We start from the raw sequence: 19,249 nt of genomic DNA, 5'->3' as shown, positions 1-19,249 counted from the left end.
GCATGTAACTGTACAACTTGTGGAAATTCAGTAAAATAAGAAACATGAGGCTAATGAAAGATACCTGAGCCTCTATTGTTTCCGGACCGGAAAAATAAGGAGACATCAAATATAAGTCTGCTTTAAGTTGCTTGAGTAGGTTAAGAACTGGCTTTAATACTTACTACTTAGCAGTTGAGGTTTGTGTAACTGAAATCCACATCAAATAACAACGACAGTCTAATGCTCTTTTGCTTAAAATAGTTAGTCGTATCTTGAAAGAAATTCATATACTACACTAATTTGGAGGATAATATGCAGCTAGACAATGATGTATTTATTAACTGCAGTTGTTGTGACAATATCATAAGAATAGAAAAATATGATTTTGAATGTGAAACAGAATCATATGAACGAAATATGGGACTTGAAATAGAGTATCTATTTTTTACTACTATTGAATGCACAACATGCACAAATGAAATAAACATCAGTATTAGTGGTTGGGAATATCCGATTGGTGCATTCAATTATAGTGACTATAATATATATGGGGGTACATATCTCCAAGCTCCATCGTTATCAGCTGGATTTATCTATGATATTGATGACGAGATCGTTGAAGAAGAGCTACCAAAAGTTAATCAAATAATACTAGAAATAAAAAACAATCCTCAATATGTATATGAGATATCGCCACGAGAATTTGAAGAAGTTGTTGCTGAATTGTTTAGATCAAAAGGATATGAAGCACTGTTAACGCCCGCTACCCGAGATGGCGGTCGAGATATTATAGTTAAGCATTTTGTTATGGGAAAGCCTTTTATAATGTATGTAGAGTGCAAAAAATATGGAGTGGAAAACAAAGTCAGCGTTGAAGTAATAAGAGGGCTATATGGCGTTCAAACATCAGACAGAGTTAACGCTGGTCTAATAGTTACGACTTCCGCATTCACTGAAGATGCAATTGATTTTGCAAAAAAACAAGGAGCATTAGTAAGTCTAGCCGATATTAATGAACTTATTCAATGGATTAAGGAGTACTAATATCTTAAAGATTGGACATGCATGTACTCTTGGAGGAGAGAGTATCCTCTGTTAAAAAAGTAATAAACAATGCACAGCGCTAAGTGTCTTCTGAATTCAGTTTCAATGGTGACACAAGGGGCGGACGAACGGAGTATAGAATGTTCATTCACATGTCCCGAGGGACTAGTCTAATACTTTATTTTTCGGATCGAGTCTTTTGAAAATTCATGTCGGTCGTCCAGTCTAAAACTTATTTCTTAATACCTGACGATTTTGTAACCAGAAAATCGCGTCAAATCAACAACTTCAGTCTAATACTTTATTTTCCTTGGACAATTGTCTGGTGATAAAAAAGTGTGGAACCAGTAAAAAAAGTCTGGAACTAGTCATTTTACAAACATCAAGAAAGATCCCGATGATATATCGGGATCTTTTTAGCTTAGGAGGGCAATTATGTCTACAATAGGCCAACGAATTCGAACTATTAGAAAAACAAACAACTTAAATCAAATAAAGTTTGCAAATATAATTGGAATTTCTCAAGGAACGTTGAGTGAGCTGGAGCAAGATAAATACAGACCCTCTCTTGATATAATTATAGCAATTAAAGAAAACTTCAATTCCCATATAGAGTGGTTAATCTTTGGAGATACGCCTGTATCAAAGAACACTATTTTTAATTTAGCCATTGAAGCTCAGGAATTAGAACTTATTTCTTTGTTTCGAGAACTTACTAAAGAAGATAGAGATGAAATTATTGATTTTATAAAACTGAAGATTGTTCGGTACTAATCTTTCACGGGAGTTCCTTAATAATATGTCTTAGAAATACTCATTTTAATTTTGGTACATAAAAGTCACGAATTATCCGTATACCGATTATTCCTGGCATTTATGCATAAAAAAATTAACAATGACTATAATATGAATAGAGAAAGGAGTGTAATAATTCATGTCACTAAATTCACTTAGCATATTTGATATTGCTTTTGTAACACCCCACGGTATCTGTTTTCAGTAAGTTTTTTATACTTGCTCAAGAGCCATACGTGAGAAATGGTTTGAAAGAGCTTTGAAAGAAGGCGGTTGGAACCTCAGCATTAGATATACCCCAACTGATCTAAAATCAATTTACATAAGAAATGAATTTGAAGATTATGAAGAATGTAGATTGGTGGTAAAAGAATCATTACAAGGTCTTAACATAGAGACCTATTTACAGAGTGTGCAACTAATGAAACTTGCAAAAGAGATATTGAAAGACTATCCCTAAAAGTAAAACTTCAGCTATCACATAGTTAATTAAATTGTAAAAGAAGGTGTGAGGCGCTACTTCTTTAAGCGAACTAATGGGTACTAAAATTTTCTATTTACTATATCTTTTCTTTAAAGGAGAGACAAAATGCTCCATTAAAAAGGTAATATTTTTACCGATTAGATTCAAATCTTCTTGTTCTAATACCTGCCCATTTAATTCAGCAATACAAAGTAAATAATCGGTTGTAACATCAAAAACCTCTGCTAAAGATATTAAATGATTAATTTCAGGTCGTGCTATATTTCGCTCCCAATTAGAAACAACCTGTTTGGTTACCCCGATTTTATTAGCAAGTTCCTCTTGTGTCCATTTATGGAGTAGTCTTAAATTTCTACATCGCTGTCCCAAAGTATTCATGAGTTCACCTCTATTGAGAATATCAAATAGGTTTTAACCCGACCCATCTGCTTACTAATTATACCTACTTATAGCCCATATTATAGCTTATTCATACCCTACTGTACCCTACGAGTAGCCTATGAATAGGCTACGAAGTAAAATATAGCTAAAAAATATTACTTTGCTATTGTATAAAGCTGTGAGTTGTTATATTCTACATTTGTATTTTGAAGTAAAAACTAAAATATATCTTAGGAGTAGAAAAGGATAACTGAACTTTACTCTGATTTAGTAGTTCTAAAAAGAAGGTGAATAATGAGCAAAATTCGATCAAGTAACTCTATAGCATCTATTCAACGGAAAATCAAAGAAGGAAGAGGTCAAGGCCACTTTTCGGAATATAAACCTTGGTTGACTGTACATGATGTACCTTCAATAGGGATAGTTACTCGAATTCTTGGTTGGAAAAGTGGTCGACTTCACCATTATCTGTCTGAACACTTTGAATTGGCACATCATTACCAAATGGAGTGGTCAGAGCAAGTGATTGATATTCGCGAACAATTTCCTTTATTACCCCTAGATAAAACCCTCTATATTGCACAAAAGTTAGGCATTAAACATCCAACTGACCCCAAGAATAAGCTTCCCATCATTATGACTACAGATATGTTACTTACAGTAAAACAAGAAGAAAGTATAAAATTTATTGCACATTCCGCAACCCGTAAAGCGCCAATATATCCCCAAGAAGGATGCGGATCGGGCATACGAGATCATTCGAACGATAATGGAACGTCTGGAGTTAACGTTACACCCGACCAAAACGCGAATCGTCGGACTATGGACAGGAGAAGAAGGCTTCGACTTCCTAGGCATGCATCACCGAAAGACGAAGGCCGAAACTTCCGAAAGCCAAGTATATTATACGACTCAACAATGGCTGTGCCGTAAGGCAGAGGAGCGAATTAGGGAAGTCGTGAAGGAACGACTAGCCCCTGCGAATATGCGTCACAAATCATTCCAAGAACATTTGGAATACTTAAACCCGAAAATACAGGGTTGGCGTAACTACTACGTTACGACCTATAGCCAAAGGAAGATGGCTAAACGTGACTGGTACATCCTTCAGCGACTCACAAAATGGTATGCCAAGAAGCGTCAACGCGCTCGATGGAGGAGCTCATTACGCGAAGTGAAATCATTGTCCGTTCAACTCGGACTCAGAACGCTATTGTAATCTGCATGCACATGAATGACGAACATCGGAAAGCGTATGAGGGAAAACCTCACGTACGGTTTGATGAGGAGGGGCAGAATTTATCTGCCCTTTACTCTAGCAGAGGCGCAGTGAAGACGGCGGGATACAAAATTATGCCGGCTGCCATCCGGGCGGACGCTGCGGCCAGCTTCCAGCCGGGCAGTCATCAGGTGTTCCAACCGAGTATCCAACGGATTTTCCAGCAGAATATCCAGCTGACATCCAGTCACGTTTCCAGCCAGGCTTCCAGAAATTCGTCAGGTAATCATGTTAAGTTATCGCAAAGCGCAAGGATTCGGAGCACCGGCAGAGAATGTCTACAGGGAATATCTCCCAAATCGTCCGGCACCCCGCCTGAATGTCGACACGCGTCGAATTCCTCGATTGATGGCAAACCATTCCCAGCGTTTCTTCTCCATTCGCTCTTTTTAGGCAAAATATTAACACACCTTGACCAAATTTAACTAAAGTTTTACTATACATTATTGGAAATTTTGATATAATTCTACCTAGGTCACCTTTCCAATTATGATAGAAAATAGAATTGGATGGTTTTTATACCTATCCAAGCTGTGCGCGAGAGACCAGTCCACTGGCTACCCAGCATGCCGGCATGCGGAGACCGACAATTGTGGAAAATGACAGCCGAGAATATGTTGCTCCATGACGTCAGAAGGTTCAGAAAGGTTGAAGCGCGTGAGCATTTTTGAAAAGCTGGAATCCAACGTAAGATCTTACTGCAGAAGCTTTCCGGTGGTATTCGACCGGGCCAAGGAGACCTGCTATATTCTGAGGACGGAAGAGCATATATTGATTTTTTTGCAGGTGCCGGGGCACTGAATTACGGTCATAACAACGATTATATCAAGGACCGGGTTCTCGATTACTTGACCTCCGACCGGATTATGCACGGTCTGGATATGTATACAATGGCCAAGCGCGAATTCATCCAGAGCTTCTCGGAGCGGATCCTGGAGCCGAAGAAGCTGAATTACAAGCTTCAATTCTGCGGTCCGACGGGGACGAACGCGGTGGAAGCGGCCCTTAAGCTCGCACGCAAGGCGAAGAAGAGAACCGGGATATTCGCATTCATGGGCGGCTTCCACGGCATGTCGCTCGGCAGCCTGTCGGCGACAAGCTCCAAGTCCATGAGGGAAGGGGCGGGGCTTCCTCTGGGCGGAGTTACGTTCATGCCGCACCCGAGCGGGGCTTTCGCAGAAATGGATACGCTCGGCTATATCGAGAATATCCTGACTGATTCGCACTCCGGAATCGACAAGCCGGCCGCCATCCTGCTTGAAACGGTACAAGCCGAAGGCGGAATTCACGTCGTCGACGCGCAGTGGTTGAAGAGTTTGTGCGCTCGTTCCTTGACAAAGAAATCAAGCCTCTGCATCCGTCCATCGCCATCCGCGGACTCGGCCTGATCTGGGGCATTGACGTCTCGGGCTTCACGGATGAAGCCGGGGCGAAGCGGATGACGGAGATCAGCTTCGAGAACGGGCTCATCATTGAAAGAGCCGGCAGAGGAGACCGCGTGCTGAAGATCATGCCTCCGCTGACCGTCTCGATGGAGCATCTGGCCGCCGGCTGCGATATTATCAAGTCCAGTATGCAGCAGGTGATCTCTCAGGAGACCCAGGATTTGCTGGTAACGACCTAAGCTCGGCCAAGCCGGTGGCCGCCCCGGCAAGAGGCACGGAAGTGCCTTCCGGGGGCCGTGCGGCCCTGATGTTAAGATAACGTTTTCACCCCATTGGAAGATTTTCTCCCCATGCTGCCTGCGGTACCGTCAGGCAGCATGGAATTCACCGCCAATCCAAGGGCTGTCCCGTTCATGCCATACGGAGCATTCTTTGAGCCTCATGCAGCACCATCGTCACATCTAATCGTCAGGAAAAGCTCACTACCCCGCAGCCGGATCTTTACTTATCCACACCAGGCGGGGGAATACACAAATCGTACATAGAGTGTATCAATATCCCTTAAATATAGGCTTCGACAAAGGCAGCTCCGGTGCCGAATCCGGAGGTACGGCCGACTTCCTGCTGGCCGGCCGGAACCCTACAGCAAGCCTTACATCGATGGGAGGAACATCCCTTGTCCACCCCCAAATCCAATTCCGAACCCAATGTTAAACCAAAGCCCGTCTTCGGGCGGCTCGTCCGCAGCAAGCATATTGAAGCAGAGGAGCCGGAAGCAGCCGCATCTCTTGCGTAGAACGATGCTCTTTGTTGTCTTTCACGCATGGGAGCCGAGCGGGACAGCTGCTAGGCAGAGGATTGCCGCATGCGATCAACCGGGCAAGCGAAGCGGTGACCTGGCGAAAGCCATTGACATTGTTGTCACATGTTTGAAAAGGCGGGGAGCGAGGCTGGAGCGTTGCTGCGGCATATGCTCCGCCGGTTTGCTTTTACCGATGAAGAGAGGGGAACGATCCAGATGGCTTTTGAAAAAGAAACGTTGTTTTGGAACGAAAAATTCGGTAGCGACGATTATACCTTGACGCGGCTGCCTTACAGCAAAGCTCCAAGCTCCCTGGCGCCCATTATGACAACCGTCGGCGGTTCGCTTTCGGAGGAAGCGGCGCAGCGCGTCCTTCAAATGAGCAAGGGCGCTCCGCTGGCCACTTTTATGATTTTGCTCGCCGGTGTTCAGTCGCTCTTGCATAAATATACAGGCGCTTCTGACATTCTGGTCGGCATGCCGGTTTTACGGAAACCGACGGAGACGCGCCGATCCGTTAATCATACGGTCATTTTGAAAAACTCGCTTTCGGCGGGTGCGACTTTTAGAACGCTTCTGAGCGAGCTGAGGACTTCCTTGCCGGAAGCGATTCAGCATCAACATATTCCGTTCTTGAAAATGACGGAGAAGCTGGACCTGCAATATGCAGGCGGGATACCCGTCGTCCATACGCTAGTATCCCTTAAGGAGCTGCATCTGGACGAAATCAGGCAAAACGTGGTCACGGATTGTTCCTTTGAATTCAGCTTAACCGACGGGACGATACAGCTAGCGCTGTCATATAACGAGCACTTATATGACTCCGAGTTCATGACTCGGGTCGTCGGCCATCTGAATCGCCTGCTGGCCGTGGGGCTTCACGAGTTGGAGCTGGACATCGTGCGGGCGGACATGCTGTCGGAGGACGAGAAATTTCAATTGCTGCAAAGCTTTAACGATACCGAGAAGGACTATCCCCGTGATCGGACGATTCATCAGCTCGTGGAGGAGCAGGCGAAGCGGGTGCCCGAAGCGACGGCGGTTGTCTTTGAGGGGCGGCGGCTTTCGTACGCGGAGCTGAACGAACGGGCGAACCGGCTGGCGCGGACGCTGCGATCGGTCGGCGTGCTGCCCAATCAGCTGGTAGGCTTGATGGCCAGGAGATCGCTGGAGACGGTCGTTGGCATTCTGGCGGTTCTGAAAGCTGGCGGTGCCTACGTGCCGATCGACCCGGAATACCCGGAAGAACGCATCCGCTACATTCTGGAGAACTCGAACGCGCAGCTGCTGCTGACTCAAAGGGAGCTGCTGCAGCAGGTGCCGTTCGAAGGGACCGTGGTGGCGCTGGATGACGAGCAGGCCTACAGCGACGATGGCTCGAACCTGGAGCCGGCCAGCGGTCCGAACGATCTGGCTTATGTCATCTATACATCAGGTACGACGGGCAAACCCAAAGGGGTCATGCTGGAGCATCGCGGGCTGGTCAGCCTGAAACTGACGTTTGCCCATACGCTTCACACGACCGAACAGGATCGAGTGCTGCAATTCGCCAGCCTATCGTTCGATGCGTCGTGCTGGGAGATGTTCAACGCTCTGTATTTCGGGGCGACCTTATATATACCGTCAACCGAGACAATTTTGGATGATCAGCTGTTCGAACGTTTCATGAACGAGCATGCAATTACGATCGCCACTTTGCCGCCAACTTATGCGGCTTATTTGAATTCAGACCGCCTGCCGAGTCTGAGCAGGCTCATCACGGCGGGCTCCGCCGTTTCAGCCGAATTCGTGCAGCAGTGGAAAGACAAGGTACAGTACTATAACGCGTACGGTCCGACGGAAGCCTCGATCGCCACATCCGTGTGGGCGGCGTCTACGTATGACACCGAACGCAGAGCGATACCGATCGGACGTCCGATCTGGAACCATCGCTTGTATATACTGGGCGCACAGAATCAGCTGGCGCCTATCGGAGTGGAGGGAGAATTATGCATCGCGGGCGTCGGCCTCGCCCGGGGATATTGGAACCGGCCGGATCTGACGGCGGAGAAATTCATCGAACACCCGTTTGAGCCCGGAGAGAGACTGTACCGGACGGGCGACTTGGCCCGCTGGCTGCCGGACGGAAATATTGAGTACTTGGGCCGGATTGACCATCAGGTGAAAATCCGTGGATTCCGGATCGAGATCGGCGAGATTGAAGAGCAGCTTCTGAAGATCGACTCCGTGCAGGAGACGATCGTAATCGCGCGGGAAGGCAAAAGCGGGCAAGAACTGTGCGCTTACCTGGTCGCGGGCCGCCCGCTTACGCTCGGCGAGCTGAGAAGCGCGCTGGCGCAAAAATTGCCGAATTACATGATTCCGGCGCATTTTGTTCAGCTTCCGCGGATGCCGCTCACGCCGAACGACAAAATCGACCGCAAGGCTTTGCCCGCCCCGGAAGGAAACGCGCTGACCGGCGGCGGGTACGTAGCTCCCCGCAATGAAGCCGAGCGGACGCTTGCCGATGTGTGGCAGGCGGTATTGAACGCCGATCGCGTTGGGGTAACGGATCATTTCTTCGAGCTGGGCGGAGACTCGATCAAGTCCATTCAAGTATCTTCGCGGCTTCATCAAGCCGGGTACAAGCTGGAAATCCGGGATTTGTTCAAATATCCGACTATCTCACAGCTCAGCCTGCATGTGAAACCGATCGGACGTACCATCGATCAAGGCGAAATAACGGGTGAAACGGCGCTGACGCCGATTCAGCATTGGTTTTTCGAGAGCTCCTTTGCGGACCCGCATCATTTCAACCAGTCGGTGATGCTGTACCGGAAGGAACGCTTCGACGAAGAGACGGTACGTCAGGTGCTGCAAAAGCTGGCCGAGCATCATGACGCCTTGCGGATGGTGTTCCGCAAGACGGAACAAGGGTTTAGCGCGCGGAACCGCGCGATTCAGGAAGGCGGGCTGTTCACGCTGGACGTGTTCGACTTCAAGGATGCGGAGAATACCGCGCAGGCTGTGGAAGCGAAGGCAACGGACATTCAAGCGGGCATCGATCTGGAGAACGGGCCCCTCGTGAAGGCGGGACTGTTCCGATGCGCGGACGGCGATCATTTGCTGCTCGCGGTTCATCATGCCGTGGTGGACGGCGTGTCTTGGCGCATTTTGATGGAGGATTTCGCTCTGGGTTACGAGCAGGCCGGCAAAAGCGAGGAAATTCGTTTCCCGGCGAAAACGGATGCGTACCGCACTTGGTCCGAGCAGCTGGCCGCTTACGCGCAAAGCCCGGAGATGGCGAAGGAACGGGCCTATTGGCAGGCCGTGGAACAAATTGCGGTTCCGGCCGTGCCGAAGGATCTGGAGGCGGACGTTACGACGCAGCAGGACAGCGAATCGCTGTTCGTCCGTTTGACTCCCGAAGAAACGGAGCTGCTGCTGAAGCGGGTTCACCGGGCCTACAACACCGAAATGAACGATATTTTGGTAACGGCGCTCGGCATAGCCGTTCGCAAGTGGACGGGACACGAAAGGGTGCGGATCAATCTCGAAGGACACGGACGCGAATCGATCGGAACGGATATCGACATCACGCGCACAGTCGGCTGGTTTACGACCAAGTTTCCGGTCGTCCTGGAGCCGGAAACCGACCGGGATTTGGCCTATCAGATTAAACAGGTCAAGGAAAGCTTGCGCCGCATTCCGAACAAGGGGCTTGGGTACGGCGTATGCCGCTATCTCTCCAAATCGGAGGATGGCTTTGTTTGGGGCGCAGAGCCGGAAATTAATTTTAACTACCTCGGCCAGTTCGACGATGATGTCAATCAGGACGAGATCGGCATATCTTCTTATTCCAGCGGCAGCCCGGCCAGCGACCGGCAGGCCCGCAGCTTTGTGCTGGATATCAACGGCATGGTGCTGGACGGCGCTTTATCGCTCGATCTCAGCTACAGCCGGAAGCAGTATCGCAAGGAAACGATGGAAGCCTTCGCTCAGCGGCTTGAGCAAAGTCTCCGAGAGCTCATTACCCACTGCGCAGGCAAAGAAAACACCGAATTGACGCCGAGCGACGTGCAATTTAAAGGCTTGACCATCGCGGAATTGGAGCAAATCACCCAGCGCTCGGGCCATCTCGGGGAAATCGAAAATATTTACTCGCTTACGCCGATGCAGAAGGGCATGTGGTTCCACAGCGCGCTTGACCGGCAAACGGCCGCTTACTTCGAGCAGACGCGGTTTACGATGCGGGGAGCGCTCGACTTCCAGCTTTTCGAGAGGAGCTGGATGGAGCTTGCGAAACGTCATCTGGTGCTGCGGGCGAATTTTGTGAAAGGACCGGCGGGCGAGCCGCTGCAAATCATATACCGCGACAAGCCGGTCGGCTTTGAATATGAAGAGCTGCTTCATTTGCAGGTGGACGAGAAACAAGCGTATTTGGATAAAAAGGCGGAGGATGACAAGCTTCGCGGCTTCGACATGGAACATGACGCGCTCGTTCGGGTTACGATCCTACGCACCGAAGAGCAAAGCTATCATGTGCTGTGGAGTTTCCAGCATATTTTGATGGACGGCTGGTGCCTGCCGCAGCTGACGCAGGAGCTGTTTGAGACGTACTCGGCCTTGGCATCCGGCAAGCAGCCAGCGGGAGATAAGGGATCGGATTATGGCGCTTATATCGAATGGTTGGAGAAACAGGACGATCAGGCGGCATCCGGCTATTGGACGGCATTCCTGGCAGGTTATGAAGGGCAAACCGTACTCCCGGGACAAAAGGAACCGGCGCCAAACGGCAGATTTACGGCTGATCACGTCACCGCCGAGCTGGGCAAGGACTTGAGCGAGCGGATGGACCGGGTGGCGAAACAGCGCCTGGTTACGGTCAATACGCTGCTGCAAGCCGCTTGGGGCGTGATGCTGCAAAAATATAACGGAACAAACGATGCCGTATTCGGCAGCGTCGTGGCCGGAAGACCGGCGGAAATCCCGGGCATCGAGTCCATGATCGGGCTGTTCATCAATACGGTGCCGGTCCGCGTCACGAGCGAAGCGGACACCGTGTTCGCCGACCTGATGGCGAAGCTCCAAGAGCGGGCGCTGGAGTCCGGGCGTTATGATTACTATCCGCTGTATGAAATTCAAGCCCGCAGCGTGCAAAAGCAGAACCTGATCAACCATATCATCGCTTTCGAGAACTATCCGGTGGACGAGCAGATGGAGCAGGCGGGCGACCAGCAGCACGGCGACCTGACGATCGCTGACGTTCAGATGGAGGAGCAGACGAACTATAACTTCAACGTGACCGTGGTGCCGGGAGTCGAGATCGAAATTCGATTCGACTTTAACGCCGAAGTGTTCGATAAAGACAGCATCGAGCGGCTCAAGGGGCATCTCGTCCATCTGCTGGAGCAGGTGACGGATAACCCGGAAATTACCGTGGGCGAGCTGGAACTTGTGACGGAGGCGGAAAAGGCCGACCTTCTCGGACGTTTTAACGACACCACCACGGAATTTCCGCGCGGGAAGACGCTCATTCAATTGTTCGAAGAGCAGGCGGAGCGCATCCCGGATGCAGCCGCTATCTCTTTGAATGAGCAAGAGCTGACCTACCGCGAGCTGAACGAACGCGTCAACCGCCTTGCCCGTACCTTGCGTAGCCACGGGATATCCAAAGGCCGTCTGGTCGCCATTATGGCTGAGCGTTCCATCGAAATGGTGGTGGGCATGCTGGCGGCACACAAAGCCGGAGCGGCTTACGTACCGATTGACCCGGAATATCCCGAGGAGCGTATCCGTTTCTTGATTGAGGATTCGGGAGCGCAGGTCATGCTGACGCAAAGCCGCTTGCGCGAGCGCCTGGCGGGTTCGGACTCCGTGATCTTACTGGATGACGAGTCCTTCTATCACGAGGACGGCACAAATCTAAATCCGGGCACCGAAGCGACGGATCTGGCCTGCGTCATCTATACGTCAGGCACGACGGGCAAGCCGAAAGGCAACCTTGTTTCGCACCGCAACATCGTGCGGATCGTGCGAAATACGAATTATATCGACATCACCGAACGGGATCATGTCCTCCAGCTTTCGAGCTATTCGTTCGACGGAGCGATTTTCGATATTTTCGGCGCTTTGACCAACGGGGCGCGGCTGGTGCTGGTTCCCCGCGAGACTTTGCTGGAAATCGTCCGGCTGGCGGATCTCATCCAGCGTGAGCGCATCTCGGTCATGCTGATTACGACGGCTTTCTTCAACGTCCTTGTAGATGTGAACGTCGACTGCCTGCGGGATGTCCGGGCGATTTTGTTCGGAGGAGAGCGAGTGTCGGTCGGACATGTGCGTAAAGCGCTCGCCCATATCGGACCGGGTAGGCTCAACCACCTGTACGGCCCGTCGGAAAGCACGGTTTATACCACGTACCTTCCGGTCGACTTCGTCGATGAGTCGGCGGTTACTGTACCCATCGGACGGCCGATCAGTAATACGAAGGTGTATATCGTCGACAGCCGGAATAAGCTTCTGCCGATCGGCGTGGCCGGGGAGCTTTGCGTCGGCGGAGAAGGCTTGGTACGGGGCTACAATAACCGACCGGAGCTGACGGCGGAGAAATTTGTGGACAATCCGTTTGTGCTGGGAGAGCGCATGTACCGGACGGGGGATTTGGCGAAATGGCTGCCGGACGGTACGATCGAATACGTGGGGCGGACGGACGACCAAGTGAAAATCCGCGGCTTCCGCATTGAGCTGGGCGAGATCGAAGCTCAGCTTCAGAAAGTGGAGGGAATTCGGAAAGCGACGGTATTCGCGAGGGAAGACGCCTCCGGCGAGAAGCAGCTTTGCGCCTATTATGAAGCGGACCGCGAGCTTCCGGCGGCCGAGCTGAAGAGCGTGCTTTCCCAGGAACTGCCGGCCTATATGATTCCGGCGTACCTGATCCAGTTGGAGCGGCTCCCGCTGACGACGAACGGCAAGGTCGACCGCCGATCACTCCCGGCGCCGGAGGAGAGCTTGCAGCCGGGCGAAGAACGTACTCCGCCTCGGACTCCGCTGGAAGCCAGCTTGGCGGGAATTTGGAAAAGCGTGCTCGGACTGGAGCACATCGGGGTTCATGACAACTTCTTCGACCTGGGCGGCCATTCCCTGCGGGCGACGACACTGGTGAGCAAGGTGCATCAGGAGCTGAACGTCGAGCTGCCTCTGCGCGACGTATTCCGCTACTCGACGATCGAAGAGATGGCTCTCGCCATCTCCCGGATCGGAGAGCAGTCATTCTCGTCGATTCCGCTGGCGGGCGCAAGAGCATATTATCCGCTTTCCTCAGCTCAGAAGCGGCTGTTTATCCTGAATCAGCTGGAAGGGGCCGATCAGAGCTACAACATGCCGGGCGTGCTGCTGCTGGAAGGATCGATTGACCGGAGCCTGCTGGAGAAGGCTTTCCGCGGACTGATCGCACGGCACGAAACGCTGCGAACCGGCTTTGAGATCGTACAAGGCGAAGCTGTACAGCGCATTTACGAGAGCGTCGACTTTGCCGTCGAGTACCGTCATGTGAGTGAGGAAGAAGCGCCCGAAGTCGTGCAGGCCTTCATCCGGCCTTTCGACTTGGCGAAGCCTCCGCTGCTGCGGGCGGAGCTCGTAGAGCTGGCAGCCGAACGTTATTTGCTGATGTTCGACATGCACCATATCGTCTCCGACGGGGTTTCAATGGACGTGTTAGTCGAGGAACTCGTTCGTATGTACGGCGGCGAGTCATTAGAGCCTTTGCGCATTCAATACAAGGACTATGCGGTATGGCAGCAGTCGGACGAGCAAAAAGTGCAGTTGAAACGCGAGGAAGCTTACTGGCTGGACCGTTACCGGGGCGAGCTGCCGGTTCTGGAAATGCCGACGGACTATCCGCGTCCGGCCGTGCAGAGCTTTGAGGGACAAACGCTGACGTCCTTCGTGGACGAGGCAACGAACGAAGGCTTGAAGCAGCTGGCCGCTCAAAGAGGAACGACGCTGTATATGGTGCTGCTTGCGGCATATACCGTGCTTTTACATAAATATACAGGTCAGGACGATTTGATCGTCGGAACGTCGATTGCGGGCAGAACGCACGGAGACACGCAGCCTTTGATCGGAATGTTCGTCAATACGCTGGCGCTTCGCAATTATCCGGCTTCGGAGAAGACCTTCCTATCGTATCTGGAGGAAGTGAAAGAAACGACCTTAGGCGCTTACGAGCATCAGAATTATCCGTTCGAAGAGCTCGTCGATAAAGTGCAGGTCAGCCGGGATTTGAGCCGCAACCCGCTGTTTGACACGATGTTCTCCCTGCAAAACTTGGAGGATAAAGAGTTTGAGCTGGAAGGGCTGAAATTGTCCCCATACCCTAGCGAATACGGCACGGCCAAGTTCGACCTGAGTGTGGATGTAACGGAAGAAAACGGCGGCCTGGAGTGCAGCTTTGAATTCGCAACGGCTCTTTATAAAGAAAGCACGATCCGGCGGCTGTCGACTCATTTCGGACATTTGCTCGTAACGATCGTAAGCCGTCCGGATGCGAAGATCGCCGAGCTGAACTTGCTGACGGCAGAGGAAAAAGAACAAATTCTCGGCGCGTTCAACCCGGCGCAGCCGGAAGCGGCTCCTGCGTCAGCGTTCCACCGGCTGTTCGAGGAACAGGCGGAGCGCACGCCGGAAGCGGAGGCCGTCGTGTACGAGAACGACCGGCTGACGTATGCGGAGCTGAACGAGCGGGCGAACCGCTTGGCGGCCACGCTGCGTGCAAGCGGCATCGGCCGGGAGACGATCGTCGGCATTCTCGCCGAGCGTTCGGTGGACTTGCTGGTGGCCGTGCTGGCCGTCTGGAAAGCGGGCGGGGCGTATGTGCCGCTCGACCCGGATTACCCGGCGGAGCGCGTGCGGTTCATGCTCGAAGACAGCGGAGCGAAGGTACTGCTGACGCAAACGGCGCTGCGAGAGCGTGCCGAAGCCTGGCTCGGCGAAGAGGAGCTGGCGCTGGCGGCGGTGCTGTACCTGGACGACGAAGCGTCGTACAGCGAGGAGCGGGCGAATGCGTCGGTTGTCTCCGGCATTGTCTCCGGCAAGCTGACGGATGCTGTGGACGACGGCGATGAGAGCCATCAGAATGTTGGCACCGACAGCTTCCATGAAGCCCGTCCGGAGGACCTGGCGTACGTGATCTACACGTCGGGAACGACGGGCAAGCCGAAGGGCGTGATGATCGAGCACCGCAGCCTGGTGAACACGGCGGCGGGCTACCGGCGGGAATACCGGTTGGATCAGTTCCCGGTGCGGCTGCTGCAGCTCGCAAGCTTCTCGTTCGACGTGTTCGTGGGAGATATCGCGCGGACGCTGTACAACGGAGGCACGATGGTGATTGTGCCGAAGGACGACCGGATCGATCCGTCTCGTCTGCACCACTGGATTGAGCGGGAGCGGGTCACCATCTTCGAATCGACGCCGGCGCTGATCGTGCCGTTCCTGGAGTACGTGCACGAGCAGCGGCTGGATATGAGCTGGATGGAGCTGTTGATCACGAGCTCGGACAGCTGCAGCGTGGCGGATTACCGGACCTTGCAGGAACGCTTCGGCTCGTTGTTCCGGATCATCAACGCTTACGGCGTGACGGAAGCGGCGATCGACTCAAGTTTCTACGACGAGCCGCTGACGAAGCTGCCGCAGACAGGCAATGTGCCGATCGGCAAAGCGTGGCTGAATGCGAAATTCTACATCGTGGACGCGCATCTGAACCCGGTGCCGGTCGGGGTGCTGGGCGAGCTGGTTATCGGCGGAGTCGGGGTAGCGCGCGGGTACTTGAACCGTCCGGAGCTGACAGAAGAGAAGTTCGTAGACAGCCCGTTCGCCGCGGGCGAGCGGCTGTACCGCACGGGAGACTTGGCGCGGTGGATGGAGGACGGGAACGTGGACTTCATCGGCCGGATCGACAACCAGGCGAAAATCCGGGGGTACCGGATTGAGACGGGCGAAGTCGAAGCGAAGCTGCTGAGTGTAGGTGGCGTGAAGGAAGCGGTCGTCGTCGTCAGGGAAGATCAAGAAGGTCAGAAAGCTTTGTGCGCTTATTATACAGCGGAAGAAGGCTTGACGGCGGCGGACTTGAAGCGGGCGATTGCCAGCGAGCTGCCGGGGTACATGATCCCGTCGTACTTCGTGGAGCTGGAGCGCCTGCCTCTGACGCCGAACGGAAAGATCGACCGGAAGGCGCTGCCGGCACCGGAAGGGGGAGCAGGCGGAGGCCGCGAATACGTGGCGCCGCGCACCGAACTTGAGGCGAAGCTGGCCGCCATTTGGCAGGATGTGCTTGTTCGGGAGAAGGCGGTAGGCGTAACGGACAACTTCTTCGACCTCGGCGGACACTCCCTGCGGGCGACGACGCTTGTCAGCAAAATGCATAAGGAGCTAGGCGTTGAATTCCCGCTTCGCGACGTATTTCGCTACTCGACGGTTGAGGAAATGGCCGCGGCTATGGAGCGGCTGGAGATCGGCTCGTTCACAGCTATTCCGGCTGCGGAACCTAGCGAGTATTATCCGCTCTCTTCCGCTCAGAAACGTCTCTATATCTTGAACCAGCTGGAAGGAGCCGAGCTGAGCTACAACATACCGGGAGCTATGCTGCTCGAAGGGGAGCTCGACCGGCAGCGGTTTGAAGAAGCGTTCCGCAGGCTCGTAGCTCGTCATGAAACGCTGCGTACCGGCTTTGAGATGGTAAAAGGCGAAGCGGTTCAGCGGATTTACGAAGAAGCCGCCTTCCAGGTGGAATATGTGCAGATCAGCGGGGAGCAGGCGGAAGAAACGGTGCGCCAATTCGTTCGTCCGTTTGATCTAGCGAAGCCGCCATTTCTGCGGGTAGGCCTTGCCGAACTGGCGCCGGACCGGCACATTCTAATGTTCGATACGCATCATATCGTATCTGACGGCGTTTCGATTGACGTACTGATCGAAGAGTTCGTCCGCTTGTACAGCGGGGAGCAGTTGGAGCCGCTCCGCATTCAGTACAAAGATTATGCGGTATGGCAGCAATCGGACGAGCAGAAAGCTCAGCTTGCCAAGCAGGAAGCCTACTGGCTCGACATGTTCCGCGGAGAGCTGCCGGTTTTGGAATTGCCGACGGACTATCCGCGCCCGGCTATGCAGAGCTACGAGGGCCGCACGCTGCAATTGTTTATGCATAGCGAGAAAAGCGAGGGTCTGAAACGGCTTGCAGCCGAGAACGGCGCAACGCTTTACATGGTTCTGCTTGCTGGTTATACAATATTATTGCATAAATATACAGGGCAAGAAGACGTGGTGGTCGGTACGCCGATTGCGGGAAGAAATCACAGCGACGTTCAGCCGCTGATCGGGATGTTCGTCAATACCCTGGCCATCCGCAGTTATCCGGCTGCCGGTAAGACGTTCCTTGACTACTTGAAGGAAATCAAGGAGACGACGCTGGGCGCTTTTGAACATCAGAATTATCCGTTTGAGGAACTGGTGGATAAGGTGAACGTGGCTCGTGATTTACGCCGCAATCCGCTGTTCGATACGATGTTTGCTTTGCAGAATACAGAGAATTTGGAAATCCAGCTTCCCGGACTCCATTTGTCGACGTATGCCAGCGAAGAAATTGTTTCTAAATTCGATCTCAGCTTGGACGTCACGGAGATCGAGGAAGGCTTGGAATATCTGTTTGAATACGCCACTGCTCTTTATAAAACCGAAACGGTGGAGAAATTGGCCGCTCACTACTTGCAGCTGCTTGAATCCATTCTCCGCAACCCGTCGGCGACTATTGCCGAGCTGGGCATTTTGACACCGGCGGAAAAAGAGCAAATTCTCGGCGCGTTTAACCCGGCGCAGCCGGAAGCGGCTCCTGCGGCCGCGTTCCACCGGCTGTTTGAGGAACAGGCGGAGCGCACGCCGGAAGAGGCGGCCGTCGTGTACGAGAATGACCGGCTGACGTATGCGGAGCTGAACGAGCGGGCGAATCGCTTGGCGGCCACGCTGCGCGCAAGCGGCATCGGCCGGGAGACGATCGTTGGCATTCTCGCCGAGCGTTCGGTGGACTTGCTGGTGGCCGTGCTGGCCATCTGGAAAGCGGGCGGGGCGTATGTGCCGCTCGACCCGGATTACCCGGCGGAGCGCGTGCGGTTCATGCTCGAAGACAGCGGCGCGAAGGTGCTGCTGACGCAAACGGCGCTGCGAGAGCGTGCTGAAGCCTGGCTCGACGAAGAGGAGCTGGCGGCGGTGCTGTACCTGGACGACGAAGCGTCGTACAGCGAGGAGCGGGCGAATGCGTCGGTTGTCTCCGGCATTGTCTCCGGCAAGCTGACGGATGCTGTGGACGACGGCGATGAGAGCCATCAGAATGTTGGCACCGACAGCTTCCATGAAGCCCGTCCGGAGGATCTGGCGTACGTGATCTATACGTCGGGAACGACGGGCAAGCCGAAGGGCGTGATGATCGAGCACCGCAGCCTGGTGAACACGGCGGCGGGCTACCGGCGGGAATACCGGTTGGATCAGTTCCCGGTGCGGCTGCTGCAGCTCGCAAGCTTCTCGTTCGACGTGTTCGTGGGAGATATCGCGCGGACGCTGTACAACGGAGGCACGATGGTAATTGTGCCGAAGGACGACCGGATCGATCCGTCTCGTCTGCACCACTGGATTGAGCGGGAGCGGGTCACAATCTTCGAATCGACGCCGGCGCTGATCGTGCCGTTCCTGGAGTACGTGCACGAGCAGCAACTGGATATGAGCCGGTTGGAGCTGTTGATCACGAGCTCGGACAGCTGCAGCGTGGCGGATTACCGGACCTTGCAGGAACGCTTCGGCTCGTTGTTCCGGATCATCAACGCTTACGGCGTGACGGAAGCGGCGATCGACTCAAGCTTCTACGACGAGGAGCTGGCGAAGCTGCCGCAGACAGGCAATGTGCCGATCGGCAAAGCGTGGCTGAATGCGAAATTCTACATCGTGGACGCGCATCTGAACCCGGTGCCGGTCGGGGTGCTGGGCGAGCTGGTCATCGGCGGAGTCGGAGTGGCGCGCGGGTACTTGAACCGTCCGGAGCTGACGGAAGAGAAGTTCGTAGACAGCCCGTTCGCCGCGGG

6 protein-coding genes and 1 pseudogene are annotated in these 19,249 nt (G+C 53.0%); 5 read left to right on the top strand and 2 right to left on the bottom strand.

Translation table 11 applies throughout. The features are described 5' to 3' along the window. The first annotated feature begins 294 nt into the window (after nucleotides 1–294). Complete coding sequence (locus AC6EJC_RS24700; protein ID WP_444956208.1) at nucleotides 295–1,026, top strand: restriction endonuclease; 732 nt, start codon at nucleotides 295–297, stop codon at nucleotides 1,024–1,026. Nucleotides 1,027–1,461: 435 nt separating this feature from the next. Beyond that, nucleotides 1,462–1,800, top strand: coding sequence for a helix-turn-helix domain-containing protein (locus AC6EJC_RS24695; RefSeq protein ID WP_025683559.1), 339 nt, complete (start codon nucleotides 1,462–1,464; stop codon nucleotides 1,798–1,800). Nucleotides 1,801–2,374: 574 nt separating this feature from the next. Here the strand turns inward: AC6EJC_RS24695 and AC6EJC_RS24690 are convergent. After that, the gene (locus AC6EJC_RS24690) at nucleotides 2,375–2,683 is read right to left on the bottom strand and encodes a helix-turn-helix domain-containing protein (RefSeq protein ID WP_444956207.1); all 309 of its coding nucleotides are present in this window, start codon (nucleotides 2,681–2,683) and stop codon (nucleotides 2,375–2,377) included. Between the two features lie 691 nt (nucleotides 2,684–3,374). Between AC6EJC_RS24690 and AC6EJC_RS24685 the strand changes: the two genes are divergently transcribed. Then, complete coding sequence (locus AC6EJC_RS24685; RefSeq protein ID WP_238354151.1) at nucleotides 3,375–3,905, top strand: group II intron maturase-specific domain-containing protein; 531 nt, start codon at nucleotides 3,375–3,377, stop codon at nucleotides 3,903–3,905. Nucleotides 3,906–3,985: 80 nt separating this feature from the next. Here AC6EJC_RS24685 and AC6EJC_RS24680 read toward each other — a convergent pair whose 3' ends face one another. After that, nucleotides 3,986–4,156 carry a hypothetical protein gene (locus tag AC6EJC_RS24680; RefSeq protein WP_444956206.1) on the bottom strand — a complete coding sequence of 57 codons (171 nt, stop codon included), beginning with the start codon at nucleotides 4,154–4,156 and terminating at the stop codon, nucleotides 3,986–3,988. A 466-nt stretch (nucleotides 4,157–4,622) separates the two neighbouring features. Here AC6EJC_RS24680 and AC6EJC_RS24675 point away from each other — a divergent pair. Beyond that, nucleotides 4,623–5,589 (top strand): annotated as a pseudogene (locus AC6EJC_RS24675) (aminotransferase class III-fold pyridoxal phosphate-dependent enzyme). Between the two features lie 686 nt (nucleotides 5,590–6,275). Then, nucleotides 6,276–19,249: non-ribosomal peptide synthetase (locus AC6EJC_RS24670; RefSeq protein ID WP_444956205.1), on the top strand; the 12,974-nt coding region annotated here is incomplete at its 3' end.

The organism is Paenibacillus sp. TY11 (genome assembly GCF_059772165.1).
The sequence above is the reverse complement of the archived record's forward strand: the minus strand, read 5'-3'. Positions and strand labels throughout refer to the sequence as shown.

What these genes read in the sequence shown, in the direction of transcription:
- AC6EJC_RS24700 (WP_444956208.1), top strand. Translation starts at nt 295, where the DNA reads ATGCAGCTAGACAATGATGTATTTATTAACTGCAGTTGTTGTGACAAT.
- AC6EJC_RS24695 (WP_025683559.1), top strand. Translation starts at nt 1,462, where the DNA reads ATGTCTACAATAGGCCAACGAATTCGAACTATTAGAAAAACAAACAAC.
- AC6EJC_RS24690 (WP_444956207.1), bottom strand. Translation starts at nt 2,683, where the DNA reads ATGAATACTTTGGGACAGCGATGTAGAAATTTAAGACTACTCCATAAA.